This window comes from Streptomyces sp. NPDC060064 (genome assembly GCF_042736455.1).
In the GTDB taxonomy this organism is placed as follows: Bacteria; Actinomycetota; Actinomycetes; order Streptomycetales; family Streptomycetaceae; genus Streptomyces.
Genome location: NZ_JBHWWF010000002.1, coordinates 294,410 through 316,546 on the forward strand (window position 1 = coordinate 294,410; position 22,137 = coordinate 316,546).

The 22,137-nt window shown below is 69.9% G+C and carries 18 protein-coding genes and 5 pseudogenes; 12 read left to right on the forward strand and 11 right to left on the reverse strand.

The window, feature by feature from the left end; translation table 11 throughout:
- A partial coding sequence (locus ACFWDI_RS03565; protein ID WP_385301075.1) for a MerR family DNA-binding transcriptional regulator occupies positions 1-341 on the reverse strand: 341 nt, incomplete at its 3' end.
- A gap of 58 nt (positions 342-399) precedes the next feature.
- On the opposite strand from ACFWDI_RS03565, the gene ACFWDI_RS03570 reads away from it, so the two are divergent.
- Complete coding sequence (locus tag ACFWDI_RS03570) at positions 400-1,617, forward strand: erythromycin esterase family protein (protein WP_385301076.1); 1,218 nt, start codon at positions 400-402, stop codon at positions 1,615-1,617.
- 81 nt (positions 1,618-1,698) lie between these two features.
- Here ACFWDI_RS03570 and ACFWDI_RS03575 read toward each other — a convergent pair.
- From ACFWDI_RS03575 to ACFWDI_RS03595, 5 genes and pseudogenes are all read right to left on the reverse strand, one after another.
- Positions 1,699-2,037 (reverse strand): annotated as a pseudogene (locus ACFWDI_RS03575) (site-specific integrase); the annotation flags it as partial.
- Positions 2,038-2,088: 51 nt separating this feature from the next.
- Positions 2,089-3,984, reverse strand: coding sequence for a Xaa-Pro dipeptidyl-peptidase (locus ACFWDI_RS03580; RefSeq protein WP_385301077.1), 1,896 nt, complete (start codon positions 3,982-3,984; stop codon positions 2,089-2,091).
- A gap of 200 nt (positions 3,985-4,184) precedes the next feature.
- Positions 4,185-5,237: a multicopper oxidase family protein gene (locus tag ACFWDI_RS03585; protein WP_385301231.1), complete on the reverse strand. Its 1,053-nt coding sequence runs from the start codon at positions 5,235-5,237 to the stop codon at positions 4,185-4,187.
- Positions 5,226-5,786, reverse strand: a pseudogene (locus tag ACFWDI_RS03590) (multicopper oxidase domain-containing protein); the annotation flags it as partial. The pseudogene ACFWDI_RS03590 and the gene ACFWDI_RS03585, both read right to left, overlap by 12 nt.
- 150 nt (positions 5,787-5,936) lie before the next feature.
- Complete coding sequence (locus ACFWDI_RS03595; RefSeq protein ID WP_385301078.1) at positions 5,937-6,425, reverse strand: SgcJ/EcaC family oxidoreductase; 489 nt, start codon at positions 6,423-6,425, stop codon at positions 5,937-5,939.
- 147 nt (positions 6,426-6,572) lie between these two features.
- On the opposite strand from ACFWDI_RS03595, the gene ACFWDI_RS03600 reads away from it, so the two are divergent.
- The 4 genes from ACFWDI_RS03600 to ACFWDI_RS03615 all read left to right on the forward strand — a co-directional run bounded on the left by ACFWDI_RS03600 (position 6,573) and on the right by ACFWDI_RS03615 (position 10,128).
- On the forward strand, positions 6,573-6,749 hold the full coding sequence (locus tag ACFWDI_RS03600; RefSeq protein ID WP_385301080.1) for a hypothetical protein: 177 nt from the start codon (positions 6,573-6,575) through the stop codon (positions 6,747-6,749).
- Positions 6,750-6,754: 5 nt separating this feature from the next.
- A complete protein-coding gene (locus ACFWDI_RS03605) occupies positions 6,755-7,222 on the forward strand; it encodes a GNAT family N-acetyltransferase (protein ID WP_385301081.1) in 468 nt (155 codons plus the stop codon).
- A 293-nt stretch (positions 7,223-7,515) separates the two neighbouring features.
- Entirely contained in the window at positions 7,516-9,120 is a 1,605-nt protein-coding gene (locus tag ACFWDI_RS03610) for an adenosine deaminase (RefSeq protein ID WP_385301082.1), read from the forward strand.
- A gap of 15 nt (positions 9,121-9,135) precedes the next feature.
- Positions 9,136-10,128: an alpha/beta fold hydrolase gene (locus ACFWDI_RS03615; RefSeq protein ID WP_385301083.1), complete on the forward strand. Its 993-nt coding sequence runs from the start codon at positions 9,136-9,138 to the stop codon at positions 10,126-10,128.
- Positions 10,129-10,253: 125 nt separating this feature from the next.
- Here the strand turns inward: ACFWDI_RS03615 and ACFWDI_RS03620 are convergent, their stop codons facing one another.
- Positions 10,254-11,189: an NAD-dependent epimerase/dehydratase family protein gene (locus tag ACFWDI_RS03620; protein WP_385301085.1), complete on the reverse strand. Its 936-nt coding sequence runs from the start codon at positions 11,187-11,189 to the stop codon at positions 10,254-10,256.
- A 649-nt stretch (positions 11,190-11,838) separates the two neighbouring features.
- Positions 11,839-12,363 carry a hypothetical protein gene (locus tag ACFWDI_RS03625; protein ID WP_385301087.1) on the reverse strand — a complete coding sequence of 175 codons (525 nt, stop codon included), beginning with the start codon at positions 12,361-12,363 and terminating at the stop codon, positions 11,839-11,841.
- Between the two features lie 185 nt (positions 12,364-12,548).
- Here ACFWDI_RS03625 and ACFWDI_RS03630 point away from each other — a divergent pair.
- The 4 genes and pseudogenes from ACFWDI_RS03630 to ACFWDI_RS03645 all read left to right on the forward strand — a co-directional run.
- A pseudogene (locus tag ACFWDI_RS03630) lies at positions 12,549-12,731 on the forward strand (molybdopterin cofactor-binding domain-containing protein); the annotation flags it as partial.
- Positions 12,731-12,967, forward strand: a pseudogene (locus tag ACFWDI_RS03635) (VWA domain-containing protein); the annotation flags it as partial. The pseudogenes ACFWDI_RS03630 and ACFWDI_RS03635, both read left to right, overlap by 1 nt.
- Complete coding sequence (locus ACFWDI_RS03640) at positions 12,960-14,072, forward strand: XdhC family protein (RefSeq protein ID WP_385301088.1); 1,113 nt, start codon at positions 12,960-12,962, stop codon at positions 14,070-14,072. The pseudogene ACFWDI_RS03635 and the gene ACFWDI_RS03640, both read left to right, overlap by 8 nt.
- Positions 14,073-14,082: 10 nt before the next feature.
- Positions 14,083-14,646 (forward strand): SRPBCC family protein, encoded by a 564-nt coding sequence (locus tag ACFWDI_RS03645; protein ID WP_385301232.1) that lies wholly within the window; start codon positions 14,083-14,085, stop codon positions 14,644-14,646.
- A 156-nt stretch (positions 14,647-14,802) separates the two neighbouring features.
- Here ACFWDI_RS03645 and ACFWDI_RS03650 read toward each other — a convergent pair.
- Positions 14,803-15,810, reverse strand: a pseudogene (locus tag ACFWDI_RS03650) (sugar-binding domain-containing protein); the annotation flags it as partial.
- Between the two features lie 227 nt (positions 15,811-16,037).
- On the opposite strand from ACFWDI_RS03650, the gene ACFWDI_RS03655 reads away from it, so the two are divergent.
- The gene (locus ACFWDI_RS03655) at positions 16,038-16,712 is read left to right on the forward strand and encodes an alpha/beta fold hydrolase (protein ID WP_385301089.1); all 675 of its coding nucleotides are present in this window, start codon (positions 16,038-16,040) and stop codon (positions 16,710-16,712) included.
- A 42-nt stretch (positions 16,713-16,754) separates the two neighbouring features.
- Here the strand turns inward: ACFWDI_RS03655 and ACFWDI_RS03660 are convergent, their stop codons facing one another.
- On the reverse strand, positions 16,755-17,651 hold the full coding sequence (locus ACFWDI_RS03660) for a DMT family transporter (RefSeq protein ID WP_385301090.1): 897 nt from the start codon (positions 17,649-17,651) through the stop codon (positions 16,755-16,757).
- A gap of 19 nt (positions 17,652-17,670) precedes the next feature.
- Positions 17,671-18,237: a hypothetical protein gene (locus tag ACFWDI_RS03665; protein ID WP_385301091.1), complete on the reverse strand. Its 567-nt coding sequence runs from the start codon at positions 18,235-18,237 to the stop codon at positions 17,671-17,673.
- Positions 18,238-18,448: 211 nt separating this feature from the next.
- Between ACFWDI_RS03665 and ACFWDI_RS03670 the strand changes: the two genes are divergently transcribed.
- Both ACFWDI_RS03670 and ACFWDI_RS03675 read left to right on the forward strand, forming a co-directional pair.
- Positions 18,449-19,894, forward strand: coding sequence for an MFS transporter (locus ACFWDI_RS03670; RefSeq protein WP_385301092.1), 1,446 nt, complete (start codon positions 18,449-18,451; stop codon positions 19,892-19,894).
- A gap of 92 nt (positions 19,895-19,986) precedes the next feature.
- Positions 19,987-22,137 carry an FUSC family protein gene (locus ACFWDI_RS03675; protein ID WP_385301233.1) on the forward strand — a complete coding sequence of 717 codons (2,151 nt, stop codon included), beginning with the start codon at positions 19,987-19,989 and terminating at the stop codon, positions 22,135-22,137.

Genomic DNA, 22,137 nt, shown 5'->3' on the forward strand with positions numbered 1-22,137 from the left:
CCGGGGGGGCGTTCCCCCCTGGCTGGGTGTGTCCGGGGGTCTCTGTTTGGGGGGCGTTGGTGGTGGCCTTTTGGGGGCCCCGCCCATTCGACCGCGCCCTGGTTCACGGCCCGCATGATCGACGTCGCCGTCTGGTGGCTGTGGCCGGGCACCAGGGCGAGAAACGCGCCCAGGGCCCGCGCGTGCAGCGGGGTATAGGTGCGGTAACCGTGGGGTGTGCGACCGGCGGCCGGAAGGATGCCGGCCTCCTCGTAGTTCCTGATGGCCTGCGTGGACAGACCGTGCCCGCGCGCCAGGTCGATCGGCCTGAGCTGCCCGCCGTTTTGAAGGTTTCGTCCCACGGTACTGAGGATATCGCGGAAAAGTTTCAACCGAAGGTTCAACGATACCGTTGAAGGCATGGCTACTGACATCAAGGACACCGCCCATACCGTCGAGGCCGCCGCCGTCATGAACCTTCTTCCGGCCCGGCCGCGGCTGCTCGCCCTGGGCGAGCCCACCCACGGCGAGGACGCTCTGCTCGACCTGCGCAACGAGCTCTTCCGGCAGCTTGTCGAGCAGGAGGGCTACCGGACGATCGCGATCGAGAGCGACTGCATGATGGGCCTGGTCGTCGACGACTACGTCACCTCGGGCACGGGCACCCTCGACGAAGTCATGAAGCAGGGAATCAGCCACGGCTGGGGCACCTCCGCGGCCAACCGCGAGCTCGTGCGCTGGATGCGCGCCCACAACGTCCGTGCCGACAACGACGGCCGGCCCGCGTCCGGGTGGCTCCGCTTCGCCGGTTTCGACGGCCCGCTGGAGATCACCCACGCGGCGAGCCCCCGGCAGGCCCTCACCGCACTCCACGGCTACCTCGCGGCCCGGGTGGACGCGGACCTGCTCCCCTGCACCGCGGACACACTCGACCGCCTGCTCGGCACCGACGACCGGTGGACCAATCCCGCCGCGATGATGGACCCGTCCCAGTCCACGGGGCAGTCGGCCGAGGCCGGCCAACTGCGGCTGCTCGCCGACGATCTGGTGGCTCTGCTCGACCAGCAGACGCCGCACCTGCTCGTGACGACCTCGCGGCACGACTGGGACCGGGCGCGCCTGTACGGGCGCACCGCGACCGGCCTGCTGCGCTACCACCACTGCATGGCCGACACCTCACCGGCCCGCATGACCCGGCTGGTGGGCGTCCGGGACCAGATGATGGCCCACAACCTCCTCGCCGTCGCCGAACGGGGCCCGGCGCTGGTCCACGCCCAGAACGCCCATCTCCAACGGGCCAAGAGCTCGATGCGGATGGGCGGGATGCCGCTGGAGTGGTGGAGCGCCGGTGCGCTGGTGAGCGCGCAGCTCGGCGAGGAGTACGCCTTCGTGGCCACGGCCCTCGGCACGATCCGGCACCAGGGAGTGGACACGCCGCCGCCGGACACCGTCGAAGGACTCCTGTACGCGCTCCCGGAGGACCGCTGCGTCGTCGACGCCCCGCGGCTGGCCACCGTCTTCGGCGACACGCGGCCCGCGCCCCGCGTATCCCCCTGGTTCGGCTACGCCCCGCTCGACCCGGCCCACCTGGCGGACAGCGACGGCATCGTGTTCGTCAAGGACGTCCCGCAGAGCTAGGGCCACCATCAGCAGTCCGGCCTGTCGGGGCGCCTCGGAGGCGCGGGCGGCGTCCCGGCCGTCAACGGCGAATACGACCGCTCAGCGCCGGGCGCCCCCGGGTGCCGGCAGGCTGGTGACCTCCGCGATGGTGTCCGGTGACGGCTTGAAGTACCGCTTCACGTTTCCGGCTTGCGTGCCTCGACCTGGCCATGAGCATCAGCAGGCTCGCTCGGGCCTCCCCGAGGTGGGTCAGGCCGGAGTGCCTCCACTCGTGCGGGTCCCAGCCGATGCCCTGCCCGGCGGACGCTGATCCAGCAGCGCGGGGGCCTGCCCGTACGACAGCCGGACCGGCCCGCTGTCCGGGCACACATCGCGCGGCGAGACGACCTTGCCGGGGCCAGGGCGGCGGTGGGTGACGAACACCGGGCCGCGGCGGCGAGCCGGGCACTCTCGGCCGGCCCGCCGCCGCGAGGCAGGCCCCAGCGGCTGCTACCGCGCGACCGGCAAGGTCACGCTGCTGACCCCGGTCCGTACCGTCATCCGGGTCCCGGCCGGGTAGCGGAGCGTGTAGTCGTAGTCCGTCGAGATCAGCACCACGCCCAGCCGGTGCCCCTTCTTGAAGACGTAGTCCTGCGGCTGCATTCCCCACTCCAGCCGGTACTCGCGTCCCTCCACCACCTTGTCCTGGCGTGCGATGGAGTCGCGGTTGCGGGCGTCCAGCCAGCCGCGCGACACGATCTTGAAATCGGCGGTCTCGCTACGGTGCTTCGTCCGGTACGCGCAGCCCGTGTCGCCTGGGATCCCCTCGCCGTAACAGACCTCCTGCGACGTGTCCGTGAGCGTCCCGGCCGTAGCGCGGGTGTCGGTGCCGTAGTCGACGAGCAGCGCCGTCACATAGGGCGATGTGCCGGCCAGCGAGGCGCGCACTGACACCTCGGGCACGCCGTTGACCCGCACGTCCCTCGCCAGTGGGCCGGTGGCGTACGCGAGACGGTTCGCGTTCTTCCCGTCCGGATCGGTGACGAGTTGCTCCGCCGTGACCGTACGGCCCGCGTCCGACAACGACTGCTTCACCGGCCAACTCGGCAGCGGCGACAGGCCGTCCGCATTCAGCTGCAGGGTCACATCACGCGTGCCGCGCGCCGGCCAGTCGGACTGTTGGCGCCAGCTGAAGTCCGCCTGCTCGACGTCGACCGGCGGCGCGTCCAGCGCACCGTTGTCCAGGCCGTAGAGCCAGTAGTCGAACCACTGGTGCACCTGGCTCAGCCACTCCTCCATCCGCAGCGGCATCGGGTTGATGTGACCTCCTTGGTGCAGCCACAACTTGCGTGGCACATGGTTCTTCTTCAGTGCCTCCCACAGCTGCCCGGCGTTCTTGGTCTTCACATTCCAGTCGTTGAGGCCGTGCACGACGAAGACCCCGGCTTTGATCCTCCCGATGTCCTTGAGGTAGTCACGCTCTTGCCAGAACGGGCTCCAGTCACCGGTCACCCGGTCCTGTTCCGCCGTCAGCCGGTCCAGGACCGGCTTGCAGATTTCGCGGTCGGCGCGGCTGTACACGTACTTGGCGAGTACATCGGTGTCCTCTCCCTGGTAGCCGCCCGGCGCCACGACGCCGCCGTTGGCCCGGTAGTAGTCGTACCAGGAGGAGATCCCGGAGATCGGAACGATCGCCTTCAAACCCTCAACGCCGGTGGTCGCCACGGCCGTTGGCAGAGTGCCGTTGTACGAGATGCCCATCATCGCCGCATTGCCCGTCGACCAGGCCGCGCCGACCGGCTGTCCATTCAGGTCCCAGCCCTTCGCGCGGCCGTTCAGCCAGTCGACGGCAGCCTTCGCGCCGAGCGTCTCGTTGCGCCCGCCGGAGGTCGGGCAGCCGGTCGAGCCGCCGGTGCCGACGCTGTCGAGCTGCGCGACCGCGTAGCCGCGCGGCAGGAAGTAGTTGTCGTAGTACCCGCCCCAGGGCACCGAGGGTCCGGTCAGCGCCGGCCGGTTCCGGTGCGGCCGCAGCGCAGCGGCGACCGGCAGCCCGTCCTCGTCGAGATCGACACCGTGATTGGGTACGTCGTTGCCGCCCGCCCAGTACGGGCTCGCCTCGATGATCGTGGCGACCTTGAGCCCCGCATCGGTCTCCTTGGGCCGCAGGATCCGCATCCGGACGGTGTCGCGCCTGCCGTCACCGTCGCTGTCCGTCGCCGTCTCGATGTCCACCTGCTGTAACACCGCGTCGGCGCGGGAGAAGACGGGCTGCGTCCGGTTGTCGACGATCCTCAGAGCCGGATCGTCCGCCTGCGCGACGGGGGCGGGCAGCGCCGCCAGCAACGAGGCGGCGATGGCCGTGACGCCCAGCCTCCGTACCGCACGGACAACAGTGGGTCTCGCCATCGTGCCTCCAGGGCCCGGGAAGTGACGATCACGCGGGAAGCGCGCGCACATTCCACCGCGTGCGCGCGCCCGGCGCCAGACCCCCTCCCGTCACACGCGGCCCGAGTGTCGCGCGGCACGCGCGGTCCTGGTTTACAGATCGCAGGCGATGCTGCGCAGTGTCCGTCCACCGGGGAAGCTGACGCCGACGGCCTCGTGGGTCATCCCGGAGACTCCTCCTGCTGGGGGCCGTGCGCGTGGTGCGAGGCGGAGCCGCCGGTGAGGGTGGTGCTGACGTTGCCCTCCTCGCCCGGCTCGACGACCAGGAACTGGCCCATCATGCCCTGGTCTTCGTGCCGCAGGACATGGCAGTGGTACATGTACGGCGTCTTGTCGTCGGTGAGGGTGTCGAACCGGACCGCGAGCTTGATCGTGCCCGTGACCGGCAGGAATGCGGTGTCCTTGGGGCCCCGCATATGGGCGGGCGGTTCCCCGCCGTTCACCTCGAGTACGTTGAACGTGGCGCCGTGCAGGTGGAAGGCGTGCAGCCAGCCGTCGCCGCGCTCGATCTCCCAGATCTCGGTGGCTCCGGCCGTCACCACTTCGTCGACCCGGTTCATGTCCATGGTCTTGCCGTTGATCTGGATACCGACGAACGTGAACTTCCTCTTCTTGGCGGAGCCGGGGACCTCGATCGCCGCCGGGGCACCGGCGATCTGCGTGGGCAGCTCGGGGGAGTCCTTCAGGGTGGCGGCGGCGCGCAGCGCGATGATGTCGAAGGAGTCGTCCCCGCCCACGAAGCGCCTGTCGGGGAAGCCGATGCCCAGGTCCGGCTTGAAGCTGTGCAGCACGGCCTCCTCGCCGGGCTTGAACTCGACGACGATCTCGGCCCGTTCGCCGGGGGCGAGCCGAAGCCGGGTGAGCGCCTGCGGGCGTTTGAGTACGCCGTTGTCGGTGGCGACGAGATGGAAGCTCCGGTCGCCGGGGAAACCGAGCTGGTAGATCCGCGCATTGGAGCCGTTGAGCAGCCGGAGGCGTACGCGGCGTGTGGTGACCTCGAAGTACGGATCGTAGGTGCCGTTGACCAGGATGGTGTCCCCGAGCACGCCCATGTTGTCGACGGCGGCGATGTCGTCGCTGAGGCTGGTCTCGCTGAAGTCGAGCGATCCGTCGTCGTGGAAGTTCTTGTCCTGGATCACCAGGGGTATGTCGTCGATTCCGTACGCGGACGGCAGGCCGTTACGGTCCGACTCCTCGTCGTCAAGGATGATCATCCCGGCGACCCCGCGGTACACGTGCGAGCCGGTGGAGCCGTGCGGGTGCGGGTGGTACCAGAGGGTGGAGGCGGGCTGCCGCACGGTCCACTACGGCCGCCAGGTCGCGTCGGCGTTGATCGTCTGGTGCGGGCCGCCGTCCGTCGAGGCGGGCAGATGCATGCCGTGCCAATGCAGGGTGGTGGGCTCGGGCAGGTTGTTGCGTACGTTCATGGTCACCTTGTCGCCGCGGCGGGCGCGCAAGGTGGGGGCGAGGTAACTGCCGTTCGCTCCCCAGGTGTCGGTCTTCTTCCCGGGGAGGAGTTCGGTGCGGCCCGGGGCGAGTGTGAGGTCGTACCGCTTGCTCCCGTCGCCGGACGGGGACGGGTCGAGGAGCGGAGGGATTTTCAGCCGGCGTGTGAAGTCGAGCGTGCCGGCATTGCTGAGTTCGTGTCTGTTGTACGCCACAAGCCAGTTGGTGGCCCAGCCCGCGCCGGCCAGCAGTGCCGCACCCCCCACGCTCAGCAACAGGCGACGACGACCGAAGCGTGCAGTGGACATGGTGAGCATTCCCCCGTACGGACAGCGTGGTGTGCAGGTCGGTGGAGCTCATGGGCAGGCCGGTGGAGCCGGGGCGGCCCACTTGCCGCCCGCCATGGCGATCAGGAGTCTGCACCAGGCCGGTCGGGGCGTCCTCGTGCGCCGCCTGCTGCTCGGCGCTCACTGCTGGGCAGCGGGCACGAGCCCGGGGGCGACCCTGAACGAGATGTTCTCCATGAGCGGTTTGGACTTGGTGTTCTGGAAGGCGGCGATACGCCACTGGCCGTCTGCCTCACGGACCATGGTGTACGTCTGGACCTTGCTGAGCTTCTTCGGCTGCTTGCCCCTGTAGGTGTCGCCGCGGCCGGTGACCACGGCGGTGTCGGGCCCGAAGAAGCGGATGTCCAGGATCTCGTCGGCGAGCCGGGTGCCCTTGACGAAGCCGGAGAACAGGGTGCGGTGGCTTTCGGTGATGTCGCTGCGGCCCCGGTAGTGGGTGCCGAGGAAGGTGGTGTAGGTCGCGTCGGCGGTGAACAACTCGCCGTAGGCGTCGGCGTCGTGCAGGCGCCAGGCCTCGACGAGGGCGGCGATGACGGTGGAGATCGCGTGCCGGCCGTGGGTGGTGTCCATCAGATACTCCAGGTGGTTGCGCTCCGCTGATGATTGCACGACTGCAATATATGCGTGCATGCATGTGTATGCAACGGGGTTCCATGGACATGGGTGAATCTGCAGGTGGGCGGGGTGACCAGGGCCCCGCGAACCCTGGTGGCGGCAGGGTGAGGCTCACGCACGGCGGCCGATTACCGTGGTGGCATGACCACGAACAGCCGACCGGGCGACTGTCTGAGGGCCCGTCGCGACCTCGTGCGGCCCCAGGACATCCACGCGGCCGCCGCAGGCGCGAGCCCGGCCGAAGTCCAGCCGCAGGACGACGCGCGCGTTCTCCCGGACCCGGCCGGCCGGCCCTTCCGCCTGTTCATCCAGGGGTGACCGGAATGGGCAGCCGGGCAGTCAGAGAGGTCGTACTGATCAGGCGGGCAACCGCCCGGGACGCGAAGCGGCTTACGCGGCTGGTGCGTAACTCCCGTGCGTACGAGGGCCCGTACGCGCCGATGATCGCCGGATACCGGGTGGGACCCGACTACATCGAGACCCACCGGGTATTCCTCGCCGTCGGCGATGACGAGAGAGTGCTCGGCTTCTACGCCCTCGTACTGTCGCCGCCGGAACTCGACCTGATGTTCGTCGCCGATGCCGCACAGGGACTGGGGATCGGCAGGCAGCTGATCGAGCACATGGTCGGCGAAGCGCGCAGCGCCGGGCTCTCCAGTGTCCGTATCGTCTCGCATCCGCCGGCGGAGGGCTTCTATCGCAGTGTGGGAGCGAACCGGATCGGCACGGTGAGCGCGAATCCACCCGCGGTGATGTGGGACCGGCCTGAAATGGTCCTGCCGATCTCCTGACCGGCGCCTGCGGGAACTGCCGTCCGCGGCACGCCCGGTGGGGTCACGCGCACGGCTGCCCGTACACGGCCACTGCCTCTTTCGGCTGCGAGCCGGGTGGGTGGAAGGCGACGTGAAGCCGCCAAGGACTTCCGACGTATGAACTGCCGGTCTCCGGGCGCGGTACGTACCGGCCGGCCCCAGTCGTGCCTGAGCGGCTATCAGCTCTCGGTCGACCGACCGACTTTCGTTCTTTCAGGTGATCACGGCCTGTCACCGCATCTGATGGAGGCGGGGCTGGCCACGATGCCAGCATGATCAACGGGATGTGCCATGTCGCGCTGAAGCGCCGCGCCTCAGTTCTGCTGCCCCTGGCGGCGGCCCTGCTCGCCGCACAGCCTGCGGCCGACGCCGCTGCTGTTGACGCCGCTGCTGTTGACGCCGGCGGGTACCCGTCCTCGGTGGCCGAGCGGCGCGTGTCGGTGTATCTGGACAGCATCCGTGACCGGTCGGAGGAGCTGGCTTCGTTCTTCCGTGCACTGCCCAAGGGTGGCGATCTGCACAGCCATCTGTCCGGTGCGGTATCGACCGAGCTGCTGATGGACCTGGCCGTGGCGGATGGTCTGTGTATCGAGAACGTCACTCAGCGGGCTCTGCCCCCGCCGTGCCCGGCAAACAGTCGGCCCGCCGCCGAGATGGGTACCGATGCGGGATTCCGGCAGCAGGTCCTGCGCGCCTGGTCGATGCAGGACTTCACGCCGGGCGAGGAGTCCGGGCACGACCATTTCTTCGCCACCTTCGGCAAGTTCGGCGAGGCGACCTGGCGGCATCCCGGGAAGCTGCTGGCCGAGGTGTCCAACACGGTGGCCAAGCAGAACCAGTTCTACCAAGAGCTGATGATCACTCCGAACAGTCAGGGCGCCAGGGAGCTCGCCGACCGGGTCGGCTACGACGCAAACCTGTCGCGGCTGCACGAGAAGCTGCTGGCCGACGGCGCCATGGACCGGGTCGTGCGGCAGGCGCAGACCGAAGCCGATCAGGGCCTCGCGGAGTTCCGTGCCACCGCCCACTGCGACAGTGCGAAGCCGGATCCGGGCTGCGCGGTGCCGTTCCGATTCATCTCCCAGGTCTCGCGGAACAGCGCTCCCGAGCGGGTTTTCACGCAGATGGTGCTGGCCATGGAACTGGCCGAACGCGACCCGCGGTTCGCCGCGGTGAACCTGGTGCAGCCGGAGGACGGGGCCGTATCGCTGCGGGACTACAGCCTGCACATGCGCATGCTCGGCCATCTGCACCGTGTCTATCCCCGGGCGCACATCACCCTGCACGCAGGTGAACTGGCGCCCGGTCTGGTCAAGCCCGAAGACCTGCGCTTCCATATCGCCGAGGCGGTGAACGTCGCCCATGCGGAGCGCATCGGCCACGGTGTCGACGTCCGGCACGAGGACAGGGCCGACGAACTGCTGCAGACGATGGCCGCCCGTCGTGTCGCCGTGGAGGTCCCGCTCAGCAGCAACGACCAGATCCTCGGGGTCTCGGGTCCCGAACATCCCTTCCCGCTCTACCGGCAGCGCGGCGTCCCGGTCGTGCTGGCCACGGATGACGCGGGCGTCTCCCGGATCACCATCAGCGACGAGTACCTCCGCGCGGCCCGCTCGTACGACCTGTCCTACAGGGAACTGAAGGACCTGGCGCGCGCCTCGCTCGACTACGCGTTCCTGCCGGGCCGCAGCCTGTGGCGCACCCCGGACGGCTACCGCCCCGTGCGCGAGTGCGTCGCGGATCGTCCCGGGCTGCGCGCACCGGGACCGCGCTGTGCGGCGTTCCTCGCGGCGAACGCGAAGGCAGCGGTGGAATGGCGGCAGGAGGCGGCGTTCAAGGCCTTCGAGCGCCGGATTCTCGCGCCCGTCCGCAACTAAGTATTCCCGCCGGGCTTGGCAGCCACATTGACGCTGGAGTGTTTGATGCGCACATGCCTACCGGTCTTCACCATTGCGTTGGCTGCGGCAGCACTGATGGCATTGTCGGGGTGCGACCGCACCCCGGTCGAGACGAGCGCCGCAGCCGCCCGCGCCCCTACGCCGGCGGCCAAGGAGTTTTCCGGTCAGGTCGATGTAGGCGGCGGTCGCAATATCTATCTGCACTGCAAGGGAAGCGGAAGCCCCACGGTCATTCTGGAATCCGGAATCCACGACTCGTCGGACACCTGGAACGTGACCGATACACGGCCGCCCGTGCCGAAGTCCCCGGCCGTCTTCCCCGGTGTCGCAATGTTCACCCGTGTTTGTGAATACGACCGGCCCGGAACCATCCGGTACACGGAGCCCCCCACACTCACCGACCGCAGCACGCCCGTGACCGGGGCGCGCTCCTTGACTGGCATGGTCAGTGATCTCAACAAGCTGCTGACCGCGGCGAAAGTCCCCGGCCCGTACCTGCTCGTCGGTCATTCCTTCGGAGGAATGGTTACGCGGTTGTACGCCCAGAGCCATCCGAAGCAGACAGCCGGACTTGTCTTCGTCGACGCGTTCGGAACGAACATGAAGCCGTTCTTTGGCAAGGACTGGACTGCCTACCTGGAGTTGCTCAACCATCCAGGTACAGCCTTCGACGCAAAACGTGGCTTCGAGACCATTGACGTCGACGGCGCAATTGAAGCAGTTACCGGAGCGCAACCGATTCCGGATGTACCCCTCGCGGTTCTCAGCAAGGCGAAGCCCTTCGCTGTTCCGCCCCGCACCCCGAAGTCTCTCCTGACAAGTCTTGAGCGGGCCTGGCCGAAAGTTCAGCAGGCTCTGGTGGATCTGGGGCCGCAGACCCCTCATTTCCTGGCCACGGGAAGCGATCACTATGTGCAGATCCATGATCCTGACCTGACGATCAGCGCGATCAGGCTTGTCGTCGGCCGCGTCAAGAGCGGGTCGTAAGATCAGCATCCGTCCATGGCCTGATGATCTTGTCGGCGGGTGGTTTTTCCCTGCTGGGCCTGACGGCCGCGAAAGGCAGAGCTCTCGTGTGGGCGCCCGCGGCACTGCGGTCACTGTCGGGTGAGTCACTCGCTGTACCACGCGAGGGTGGCGTCCAGTGCCTCGCTGAGCGGTGTGTGGTGCAATCCGAAGGTCTCCTCGAAGGCCGACGAGTCCACGATCTGGGGCTCGGTGTGCTGGTAGAACATCTCGGCGTACTCGGCCATGAACACCTCGTCGAAGGGGCCGAAGGGGCGGGCCTCGTCGAGGATCATTGCACTCAAGGGCCGCTCGACGCGCTCTTCGATCATGGCGTGGATCTGGCGGGTGGTGAGGGCGGGCGCGGTGGGCAGGTGCCAGACGCGGCCGTCGCCTTCCGGGCGTTCGCCCAGTGTGGCCAGGCCCGCGGCGACGTCATCGATGTACGTGTAGCTGTGGGGCAGATCGATGTCGCCCAGGCCCAGGATCTCGCCGCTGGTCAGCGCTCCGGGGAAGACGGCGCCGCCGAGGGTGGAGTTGACCACGCCGGGGCCCACGAAGTCGGCGGAGCGGCCCAGGACCGTACGGGCGCGGCCGGCGCGGTGGGCGGCGAGGTACTTCTCGTCGAGATCGGCGCGCATACGGCCCTTGCGGGTCGTCGCCTTCCACGGAGTGTCCTCGGTCATCACCGCGCCGCCGGTCTCGCCGTACGGGTAGAGGGTGTCGAGCACGACCAGCCGCGCGCCGCCGGCTTCCACCGCGCCCAGGACAGCTTCCTGGATGCGGGGCATCACCTCGACCTGCAGGTGATAGCCGACATTGACGCAGTGGTAGACGACGGCGGCACCGGCGACGGCGGCCCTGGCTCCCTCGGCGGTGCTGACGTCGGCGGCGTACCGCTCCACACCCGTGACTGCCGGTCCGTCGGCCTTGCGGTCGACGAGGCGAACCGCGTGACCGCGGCGCACCAGCTCCTGGGCGAGTGCGGTGCCCGCAGGCCCTGAGCCGAGTACTGCGTGGAGGTCGTATGCAGCAGCAGACATGGCGTCTTCCGTCTCTTCTGTAGGTTATGGACACTTGCTCTAGTTAGAGACTGTAACTCTAATGACGGGCTCTAGCAAGGTGGTGTGTCGAGGCAGTCGGAAGGCTTGCGCCGTCACTGGGGAGAGGAAAGCCGCCGGTGGCCTACGGCGCCCGGAGCCTGAAGGGGCCGTTACCGCGGGCGGGTGTGCGCCGACGGGCGTGCACGGGCGGGCGTGCGCGGAAATCGCGGAAGGAGAGGCAGCGCGGCGTCCCGGTCGTGCCGCGCCGCGGCCTGTGGCGCACTGCCGGACGGCTACCGCCCGGCAGTGCGAGTGCGAGTGCGTCGCGGATCGTCCTGGGCTGCGCGAACCGGCCCCGACTGTGCGGGGTTTTGGTTGCGGTGAGGGCCCGTCGGGTGGTCGACGGACCCTCATTTCCGGCCGGGCGTCATAGCGCCACGGGAGGCACTCGGCGAACTTCTCGTGAGTGAACTGATCCTGGGGCTCCGCGTGCGCGCGGGCGACAGGATTCGAGGGCAGGGGTGGCGGCGACCTGCCGTTGACGGCCGCGGCCGGGCCCAGCACCGGACAACCGGCGCCGCGGTCCTGAGAGTGCGGGCCGGACCGTATCCCGACAGCCCGGGCCGGCGGCTGGGGGCAGCGGTTGGGGCTATTCGGCGTCCGGGCCCTGCGCTCGCACCTGCTGAACGTGTTCGAGGGAGTCGCGCAGGTCGCTCAGCCACGTGTCCGCGTTGCGCTGCACCAGGCGGACGCACCAGGAGAGGGCTTCACTGCGGCTTCGGGCGACGCCGCCGGCGATCAGGGTGTCGAGCGTCTGACGCTCGGGCTGGCGCAGTCGCGTCATCACCGGCGCGGACACCGTGGTGTACATGGCGCGCTTGCCACCGCACTCCACGCCCCACGAGACCTTGCGCCCGAACCGGTGCTCGGCCTCGCGCGCGACCCCGATGCGTTCATCGCGGGTGCGTTCCCGGAACTCCGAGATGCGCCCGTCCAGGGAAGCCTCGCGTTCCACCTCGGATGCCTCCGCGGCGAGGTCGGGCTCGGGGATCCGGCCGATGACCGTGATCTCCTCACGGTCCACGGTGACGTCCAGGAGTTCGGCGAAGAGTCCTTCCGGCAGCCGCCCGGCGAACCAACCGCGCAGCGCCTGTTCCTGCTCGTTTGTAATCATGTAATTCAGATTACGCCGCTGCGTCCTTGAGGGAAGAGGGTCAGCCCACGGCGTAACGAAGGTCCCGCCTCCGGTGTCCAGCGGCGGCAGACCAAGATCTCGCGCGTCGCCGGAGCCCGGTCTAGAGTTGCGTATATCAGAGCAAAACGGCAGATACTCCCTGCCCGCATCTCTGGGAGGGCAGGAGCGCGATGGAGCCGAGGGCCGTGGTCGCCACCCCGCCCACCGCGTCCAACGAATGCACCCCGTACGCATCGACCCAGGTTCCGCACATCGCGCGGGTGACGCTGTCGATGGTGACCGGAATCCCCGAGCACAGATTGCGGGTGATCGCCCCGGACGTCGGCGGAGGCTTCGGCTCCAAGCTCTCTCCGAAGGTTGGGAGCGTGGCGACCCGGCGCTGCTCGCGGCTCAGATGCGGCGGCTGCACCGACTGGCGCACCGGGTGGTGTGGGCCAACTCGCTCAAGGCACGCCCGGGATACGCGCCGCTCGCGGCCGGTATGGCGGCGGCGCTGCCCAGCGTCGACGCGTTCGTCGAGGGGCACAGCCTGGGTGCTCTGGAGCGCCTGGCAGCAGTGGTGAGAGGTGCGTGCCATGCGTGAGATCCTCCCTGCGCTCAGCCGCTGGTACGAGGCCGGAACGCCCTTCGGGCTCGCCACCGTTGTCGCGGTCAGCCGCAGTGCGCCGCGCGGCCCCGGTGCGGCAATGGCGGTGGGGCCGGACGACGAAGTCGTGGGCAGCGTCTCCGGCGGCTGTGTGGAGGGGGCCGTTTTCGAACTTGCCAAGGAGGTCGTGGAGTCCGGTCAGGCACGGCTGCAGGCCTTCGGCTACAGCGACGAGGACGCGTTCGCCGTCGGGCTCACCTGTGGCGGTGAGATCACGCTCCTCGTACGCTCCGTGTCGGCCGCCGTCGACACCTCGTTCGGCGAGGTCGCAGCGTCCGTCGCCGAGCACCGCCCGGTGGTGGTCGCAACGGTGATCGACGGTCCTGCCCAGCGCGGCGCCACGCTCGCCGTGTGGCCCGAGTCGGTGTCCGGCTCGCTGGGATCGAGCGGCCTCGACGCGGCGGTCACCGCCGACGCGCGCGGAGAGCTGGCGCAAGGAGCGACGGGCCGGCGGCACTACGGCCCGCACGGCGAGCGGCGCGAGGACGACGTCACCGTGTTCCTGCAGTCCTTCGCGCCGCCACCGAGGATGCTGGTCTTCGGCGCGATCGACTTCGCCGCCGCGGTGGCCCGGATCGGCGCGTTCCTCGGCTACCGGGTCACGGTGTGCGACGCGCGCCCGGTCTTCGCCGACCCCCGCCGATTCCCGGACGGGGTGGAGGTGGTGGTCGACTGGCCGCACCGGTATCTGCGCGACACGGATGTCGACGGGCGGACCGTGATCTGTGTGCTCACCCACGACCCGAAGTTCGACGTTCCACTGCTCGAGGTCGCTCTGGACTCGCCGGCCGCCTACATCGGCGTGATGGGCAGCCGTCGCACGCACGAGGACCGACTGGCGCGGTTGCGGGAGAGGGGACTCGTCGAGATGGAGCTGGCGCGGCTGCGCTCGCCCATCGGCCTCGACCTCGGCGCCCGTACGCCCGCGGAAGTGGCCGTCTCGATCGCGGCGGAGATCGTTGCTCTGCGCTGGGGCGGCAGCGGCAGCCCGCTGGCGGAGACAGCCGGAGCTATCCACCGTCCGCGTCTGAGGCCGGTGTGAGGAGGAGACCATGGAACTGCAGAACTCGTTCACCGTCCCTGTCCCCCTCGACGCGGCGTGGCGGGTGCTCCTCGACATCGAGCGGGTCGCCCCGTGCATGCCGGGTGCCACCGTGGACAGCGTCGACGGCGAGACCGTCAACGGAGCAGCCGTGAAGGTGAGGGTCGGCCCGATCACCGTGACCTACCGCGGCACCGCGACCTTCCAGGAGAAGGACGAGTCGGCACACCGGATCGTCCTTGCCGCTCAAGGCAAGGAAGTCCGGGGCCAGGGCACGGCACGGGCCACCACCACCGGAACGCTGGCCGATCGTGACGGGGGGACGGCGGTCAATGTCGTCACCGATCTGACGATCACCGGACGGCCCGCGCAGTTCGGCCGCGGAGTCCCGGTACGGGCCTCCGCACCGGTCAGCGGGCGCAGCCGCAGTGTGTACGCGTACTCCTGGTCGGGCTGCACCTGGTACTGGGGCAGCACGGTGTGGAAGGTTTCGCTGACCCCGCTGACCCCGCTGACGGCCTGGTTCAGGTGCAGCGTGTTGCCCTTCGGGTTCTTCCGCAGGGCGAACGGATAGGCGGCCCGGTCGATGCCGGTGTACGGAGTCACTCCGCGGAGAGTTCTGCGTCCCCGAGACCAGCAGGCCTCCTGTGCCGTCGGACGAAGGTGTCGTAGCGGTCCGAAGCGTCAGGGCCAGGCCGATGCGGGGAAGGTAGGGCACCGTTCGGGCTTTGCCCTGGGCGTCGACGCGGTGGTCGATGCGTATCTCTCCGGTGCCCGTGACCGTGTAGCGCAGGGTCTGTGTGAAGGAGGAGCCCTTGACGCCGGGGGCGGCGGCCGTGCTGGGGACGGTGACGGTGACCGCCCCGTCCCGTTCGGCGACCGTGACCTTCCCCGGCGCGGTGTTGAGCCGGTCCAGTCCGGCCTCGCGCCAGGGGCCCTCCTCCGAGCCGATCTCATTGCTGACCGGCGGCCGCCAGGCGTCCAACTCCGGTCCCGTGCCCAGCAGTTCGCGCCCTGCTGCCTTCATGGAGATCAGCTCACCGCTTGTGCGGTCGAAGAGGTAGGAGAAGCCCTTCCCGGTGATCGTGATCCGGGTGCCGGTCTCGCTCTCGCTGATGTCGAACTCGGCGGGTGCGCAGCCGCCTTGGTCGTATCCCGCGTACGCGCCGTTGACCCAGACCAGATAGCCGCTGGTGACACCCTCGAACCGCAGGAACGTCCGGCGCTTCTGCCAGCTGCCCGGCAACTCGAAGTTACGGACGTACGCCCCGGTCGGGTTGACGTCGTGCGGGACCTTAGGCGGGTCGTCCGGATACATCTCGGTGGGGATGTTGCGGAAGACGGGGTGGTCGAGACCGTCTGTCTGCCAGGTGTGCGGGACCTCGACGCTCTTCCAGCCGCTCCCGGCCGTGTCGTACCCGGGCGGGAAGAAGCCCGTGGGGACATCCTCGGGACGCTGGGACATGTGCAGCTTCCAGGTTCCGTCGAGCGAGGCGGTCCACGGGCTGTCGGAGCCGCCTTCGAGCGCGCTCGCCGTGTTTGCGTACGGAGTCAACTCGGCGTGCGCCGGCTCCTGTCCGATTCCGGTCGCTTCCGGATCCTCGAGCAGTCGGTAGACGTCGGCGGGAGGGTCCGCGGCACCGGCTGCCGCGGCAGTCGCGGACGGCACGGGCGCGGAGAGCGCCCCGGCGAGGGCCAGCACGGCCAGTCCTCGGAACGTACGGCGGAGTCGGAGCATCAAGGGGACCACCCTCCCGGTGAGGTGTAAATCGCTTCAGAACCAACAGGACCGCACATCAGCGAACGCGAACACATGCGCCTAGAGGTCCGATGCGACAACTTCACGCCCGGGAGAGAGCGGCGAAATGACTGTGCCGACGCGTGGCGATGGTCGCCGACCGGCACCTGGCGGGGCGTGTAGCGTCCTTCACTACTTCTGGTTCGGGGTGGGTGGTGGAGGGTTGCATGGCAACGTATGTGCTCATCCCCGGTGCTGACGGCCGTGCTTGGTACTGGCATCGCCTTGTGCCGGAGTTGCGTCGGCGGGGACACGACGTGGTGGCTGTCGACCTGCCTCGGGAAAGTTCCGCCGGGCTCGCCGAACACGCGGACGCTGTGGTGCGGGCGATCGGCGACCGAGCCGGCGTGGTGCTCGTGGCGCAGTCACTCGCCGGGTTCACCGCGCCTCTGGTCTGCGAACGGGTGGCGGTCGACCAGCTGATTCTCGTCAATGCCATGGTGCCGGCCTACGGCGAGACGGCAGGGCAGTGGTGGGAGAACACGGGCCAGGCCGCCGCGCGTTCGGCGTACGCGGTTGGGCAAGGACGCGGGCCGGCCCCCGAGTTCGATGTGCTGATCGACTTCTTCCACGACGTTCCGCAGGAAGTGACCGAGGAGGCGATGGCTCAGGGAGACTCCGAGCCGTCCGCGGCCCTGTTCACCCAGCCGTGGCCGCTGCGGGAGTGGCCGCATGTGCCGACACGGTTTGTGCAGGGCCGCGAGGACCGGTTCTTCCCGATCGAGTTCCAGCGCCGGATCGTCGGGGAACGGCTCGGCATCGCCGTCGAGGACATGCCCGGGGGACACCTCAGCGCGCTCAGTCGGCCGGCGGAACTCGCCGACATGATCTGTCGCTCATGAACCGTCGGGCGCACAACGGTTGCCGCTCTGCTCGGGCGTCTCTCAGGGAGCGTCCGCACCTCGCCCTGGCTCGTCGGGGGCGACGAGCGACTGGGTGAGCGGGATCCGGGAGAGCGTGAAGACTCCCGTGGCGATCATGAGGACGCCGAGCAGCTGCGGCAGCAGCCACCAGCCGGAGCGGACATGTTCCTCGTAGATGATGATGCCGAGGGCCATGCTCACCGTCGCGTCGCCGAGGGTGATCGCAGGCTGGGAGGCGACCAGGGGGCCGGCCTGCATCGCGTTCTCCAGCAGGAAGAGCGCCCCCGCGCCCACCGCCGCGAAGGCATAGGTCTGCCAGGCGGTGAAGAAGGCCGCGACCCCCTCGTCGTCCAGGATGTGCATCGCCGCCTTCATCAGCGCCGCGGTCACCGCGTAACTGATGGCGGTGGCCGTGCCCAGACAGGCCGCGCGCGCACGGCCCTCGGGGCGTCTGAGCGCCGCCAGGGCGAGCACGACAACCGCTCCGATGCACACCGCGAGCGCGGGGACCCAGCGGTCCAGCGGTACATGGGTGCGGTTGCCCGTGGGTGACGAGGCGGCAAGGGCGACGCCGAGACCCGCCACCACACAGGTCACGGCGACCCAGCCGACGCGGGGGAGGTGCCGGCGCAGCAGGAGTGAGGCGACGATCAGGGTGAGCGGCAGTTCGAGGACGAAGAGGGGCTGGACCACCGTCAGCGGCCCCGTCGCCAGGGCCACCGCCTGGCAGACGGCGGCGGCGATGACGGCGAGGATGCCGGCCAGCCAGACGGGGCGCCGCAGCAGATCGAGCATCAGCCTCGCGCGGAAGCCGTCGGAGCGTGGCACGCTGAGGGCCGCCCGGCGCTGCAGCACGGTGGCGACGGCGTTGCTGAGCGCCGCGCCGAGCGCGAAGGAGACCGGCAGCAGGGTGTGCACCGTGGTCGGCCTCCGGTGGTCAGCGGTCGTCGAGGTTCAGACCGGAGACGGGCTGTGAGAAGAGCCGTCGTGCGTTGGCGTCGAGGGCGGCGAGGCCCTCGACCAGCTGCGCCGCGACCCGCCGGCCGCCGTCCGTCCCGTCACCTGATCGCCCGTCACCCGGAGCGTCGTCCGGCGCCTCGGCCGACCGTCCGTCACCCGGTGCATCGGCGGGCTCCCGCGGTGGAGCGAACTCCCAGACGTGGAACGCCTTTCCGGTAAATGTGTCGCTCACCGGCGATCCGTCGAGCCGGTGTCGCAGAAAGAATTCCAGCCGGGTGTGGGCGCGCCAGCGGCCGTCGGGCAGCCGCTCGGGCCGGGACATCTGCTCCACGGTGTGGGATTCGTCGAAGAACTCGGCACGCGCGTCGAGGAAGTCCCGCAGTCCCTGCTCGCCCTGCCGGATCAGGCCGTCGACGAAGCCCGTACGGAAGTCGTCGGTGAGCACTGCCTCCCGCATCCGCTCCGCCGGCGCATGGGCCTGCAGCAGAGCGAAGTACCGCTCGATCGTGTCCCGGATCAGCGGGGCAGCGCGGTCGGAAGACATGCGACCTCCCACATTCCGGCTCGGTCCGGCGGCCCGTACCGCCGCCGGACCGAGCCCGTGCACTTCCTGCCATGGTGGCCCCGGACCGCCTTCCCCCGCGATCGGGACCGGCCGGGCTGCGGACCGGCGACCGTGCGCCGACAATGGGACAAGGGCGCCCGCCCGACCCACTCGCGACGTCGCGACGGAGTCGGCTGAGAGGAACGTGCGCATGCGCGCAAAGTCGTCATCGGCCGTGCGGGAAGGGGCCTTCACCGCGGTGGCGGTCGCGCTGTTCTGCATTCAGGTCGACTTCTTCGCGCTGAACCTGGCCATCCCCGGAATCGCGGACGAGTTCGGCGTATCGCCTTCGGCCGCCCAGTGGACGCTCTCCGCGTACATGCTCGCTCTCGGCTGCTTCTTCATCGTGGGCGGCAGACTGGGGGACGTCTTCGGGCGGCGGGGCATCCTGCTCGTCGGTATCGCGTTGTTCGCGGCCGGTTCCGTGGGGTGCGCGCTGGCTCCCCAACTGGCGCTGCTGGTGGCCGCCCGGATCGTCCAGGGCATTGGTGCCGCTCTTGTCTTCCCGGTGTCCGTCGCCGTGATCAGCAATGCCTTCCCTCAGGAGATCCGGGCCCGTGCGCTGGGCGCTGCCTTCGGTATCGCCAACATCGGCACCGCACTGGGCCCGTTCGTGGGCGGCGGCTTCACCGAAGGCCCTGGCTGGCGCTGGATCTTCTGGCTGCTCGCGCTGCTCAGCACCCTGGGGCTCCTCATCGCGGTCGTGTACGTCCCCGACTCACGGGACACCTCGGCGCCCCGCCAGCTCGATCTGATCGGCTGCTGCACCGTCGTGTGCTGTCTGGCCGCTCTCACACTGGCCGTGGAACGCGGCAGCGCCTGGGGCTGGGACAGCGCTCGCACCCTCACGCTCTTCGGGGTTGCGGTGCTGGCGGGCGGGCTCTTTCTGCTGCGCGAACGGCTGGCCCGGCATCCGCTGGTCGACCTGCGCCTGTTCCGCAACATCCCGTACGTCCTGGTGACCGGCATGGGTACGGTCGCCAACATGGGCTACGCCGTCACGGTCTTCCTGGCGACCCTCTATCTCCAGGGCGTGCGTGGTCTGTCCCCGCTCGTGGCGGGCTTCGTGTTCCTGGCCCCTGCCGTGCTCGTGGCTCTTTCCGGGCCGCTGGGAGCGCGGCTGGCACCGCGGATGCGTCCCACGGCGGTCATGGCCCTCGCCGGAGCGATCGCCGGGACGGGGATGATCGCGCTCAGCAACGTCACGGCATGGTGGCTGTACGTACCCGTGTTCGCCTGGTGCGGGCTCGGCCTCGGGCTGGGCTGGACCTTCTCCAGCGTCGCCACCCAGCAGGTCGTACCGCCCGCCCGAGCGGGCGAGGCGTCCGGTGTTCTGCTGACCTTCCTGGTCACCCTGGGTGCCGTCGCCCTCGCCGGCGCGGCGGCCACGATCACGGCGATGACCCCGGAGCGGCCGCCCGAGGACGCCTACGACGCGATCCTGAGCGTGGGCGGAGCCGTGATCCTGCTGACGTCCGTCGTCGTCATGGTCGTACGCCATCGGCTCGTCGTCCACGGAAAGGTCCCGGCGCTGTCCATGCACGCGCCCTGGCCGCCCGTGGACGCGGGCGGCAGTACCCGTGAGGCCCGGCCGTGACCGGCACACGCACCACAGAACCGCAGAAGGCGCGCCTGCGCTCCGCCTGGCGCAATCCAAAGCGGGCGTCGATCGTGCACCGGGCCGTCCGGGTGACCACTGCTGCCAGTGCCGGGTTCTATCCGTTCGTGTACGGGGTGGACTGGCCGGCGACGGCGCTGTACGCCCTGTTCGGGCCGGTGGCGCTCGGGATCCTTTCACCGATCCCCGGGTCGGGGCGGCAGCGGGCCACCGTGATGCTGCGCGCGCTGCCGGTCGGCCTGGTGCTGGTCGCGCTGGGGACGGTGCTGGCCGTAAGCACCTGGGCGGCGGTTTTCGGGATGCTGGTCGTCGGATTCGTCCTCTCGTTCGCCGCGGTGGCGGGGCCCCGCCCGGCCGGAGCGGCACCCGGGCTTCAGCTCTTCTACATCCTGGCCTGCTTCCCGCCCTACGATCCGGACGCTCTCGGGGCGCGGCTGGCGGGCCTCACCCTGGGTGTGCTGCTGCTCGTCGCCTGCGAGCGCTTTCTGCTGCCCGAGCCGCCGACCGTCTCCTACCGGGAGAGCCTCGCGGACGCTGTCGCGATCGCGGGCCGTGCTGCCGCCGCGGCAGCCACGGCCCAGCCTCCTGAGGCGGGCGCCGTTGCGGCGGACCGGCTGCGGGCGACCGGCCGACAGCTGCGGCTTTCCCATCTTCCGCCCGCCGAACGGCCCGCCGGTGCCGGGCGTGTGGACCGGGCCCTGGCACATGCGGGTGCCGCCGCCCGTCGACTGCTGGACCAACTGGCGCACTTGGGCGACACCCCAGCGACCGGCGGCACCGCCAACACCACCGCCACGACCGGCCGGGGCGCGGGCGCCGAATCGGGCGCCGACGCGGACGCTGCGTCGGCCGATCTCCTCGGCCGCATCGCGGCACTCTGCGCCGACACCGCGACAGCCCTGCGCGCCGGCCGGTCGCCTCCACAGCCCGGGCCCCCGGCCCTGGACACGGCGATACGGGACTTCCAGGCGCTGCGGATCACGCAGGCGACCGGACCGCCGGAGGCCGTGCCCCCCGTGCCGCTGCTGCGACACCAGGCCTCGGTCCTGGCCACTGCCGAGTCGGCGCGGGTTCTCGAGGCCGCCGTACGGGTCGGCCTGGACGGCAGGCGCACGCCGCCGATCCAGCCGCGCGAACTCTTCTGGTACGCCGACGCGCGTACCCCCCTCCTGTGGTGGCGGCGCCTCGCCGGCAATATGACGCTGCGTTCGGTCCAGTTCCAGAACGCCGCCCGGACCGCGATCGGGCTGGGCGCTGCCCGGCTGGTGGCAGGCTCCCTGGATCTGTCCCACGGCTTCTGGGTGCTGCTCGCCGTGCTCACTCTCAGCCGCACCACTGCCGCGGGCACGTGGAAGGCCGTGCGGCCGGCGCTGATCGGCACCCTCACCGGCGCGGTCGCAGCGGGGACCCTGCTGCTCGTCGTCGGTCGGCACACCGATGCGTACGCGCCGGTCCTCGCCCCCGCCATGCTGGCCGCGTTCGCGGTCGGGCCGCTGCTCGGGATCGCCTGGTCGCAGGGCCTGTTCACGCTGGTGGTCGCAGCGGCGTTCGCCCAGATCGCCCCCGCCTCCTGGCATCTGGCCGAGAACAGGATCGTGGATGTCGTCACGGGCAGTGCGATCGGTCTGCTGTGCGGTCTGCTCGCCTGGCCGGCCGGGGCCCGGCGCGAGGTGCGAAAAACCATGGCCGCCCTGCTGCACTCCTCCGGCCCGCTGATCACCGGGACCGTCGGGGTGCTCCTGGCCACGCCGCCGGGAGCGGCGCCGCAGCCGCCCACGCTCCCCGTCCTGCACCGAATGCGCCTCGCCGAGTCCGCGTACCTCCAGTACCGGAGCGAACCGAGTGATCCGTCGGCCGTGCCCATGGACTGGCAGGCCGTGCTCATCACGGCGAGCCACATCCTGCTCGGTGCCCAATGGATGCCCCGCTTCGATATGCCTGCGGTCACTGTCACACCGGAGGCCGCCGCATGGGCCCGTACGGCGGCCGACCGGCTCGTCCTGGCCGTCGACCGGGTCGCGGCGCTCAGCGCCGGGGAGAGACCGGCGCCTGCGCTCCCGGCGTACCGCCCGCCTCCGGAGGTGACGGGCGGCCCACCCCTGCCGATGCTGATCGACCTCGAGCGCTGGCTCAGCAGCCTCACCGCACAACTCGCCCGCATCGAGAGCTCGATGGGGCCCCCTGGCGAAAGCTGCGGTCAGACGAAAAGGGGCGGTCAGTGA

Excerpts from the sequence above, each read along its gene's own strand:
- ACFWDI_RS03570 (WP_385301076.1), top strand. The coding sequence starts at position 400 with ATGGCTACTGACATCAAGGACACCGCCCATACCGTCGAGGCCGCCGCC.
- ACFWDI_RS03580 (WP_385301077.1), bottom strand. The coding sequence starts at position 3,984 with ATGGCGAGACCCACTGTTGTCCGTGCGGTACGGAGGCTGGGCGTCACG.
- ACFWDI_RS03585 (WP_385301231.1), bottom strand. The coding sequence starts at position 5,237 with ATGATCATCCTTGACGACGAGGAGTCGGACCGTAACGGCCTGCCGTCC.
- ACFWDI_RS03600 (WP_385301080.1), top strand. The coding sequence starts at position 6,573 with ATGACCACGAACAGCCGACCGGGCGACTGTCTGAGGGCCCGTCGCGAC.
- ACFWDI_RS03605 (WP_385301081.1), top strand. The coding sequence starts at position 6,755 with ATGGGCAGCCGGGCAGTCAGAGAGGTCGTACTGATCAGGCGGGCAACC.
- ACFWDI_RS03610 (WP_385301082.1), top strand. The coding sequence starts at position 7,516 with ATGATCAACGGGATGTGCCATGTCGCGCTGAAGCGCCGCGCCTCAGTT.
- ACFWDI_RS03620 (WP_385301085.1), bottom strand. The coding sequence starts at position 11,189 with ATGTCTGCTGCTGCATACGACCTCCACGCAGTACTCGGCTCAGGGCCT.
- ACFWDI_RS03625 (WP_385301087.1), bottom strand. The coding sequence starts at position 12,363 with ATGATTACAAACGAGCAGGAACAGGCGCTGCGCGGTTGGTTCGCCGGG.
- ACFWDI_RS03640 (WP_385301088.1), top strand. The coding sequence starts at position 12,960 with ATGCGTGAGATCCTCCCTGCGCTCAGCCGCTGGTACGAGGCCGGAACG.
- ACFWDI_RS03645 (WP_385301232.1), top strand. The coding sequence starts at position 14,083 with ATGGAACTGCAGAACTCGTTCACCGTCCCTGTCCCCCTCGACGCGGCG.
- ACFWDI_RS03655 (WP_385301089.1), top strand. The coding sequence starts at position 16,038 with ATGGCAACGTATGTGCTCATCCCCGGTGCTGACGGCCGTGCTTGGTAC.
- ACFWDI_RS03665 (WP_385301091.1), bottom strand. The coding sequence starts at position 18,237 with ATGTCTTCCGACCGCGCTGCCCCGCTGATCCGGGACACGATCGAGCGG.
- ACFWDI_RS03670 (WP_385301092.1), top strand. The coding sequence starts at position 18,449 with ATGCGCGCAAAGTCGTCATCGGCCGTGCGGGAAGGGGCCTTCACCGCG.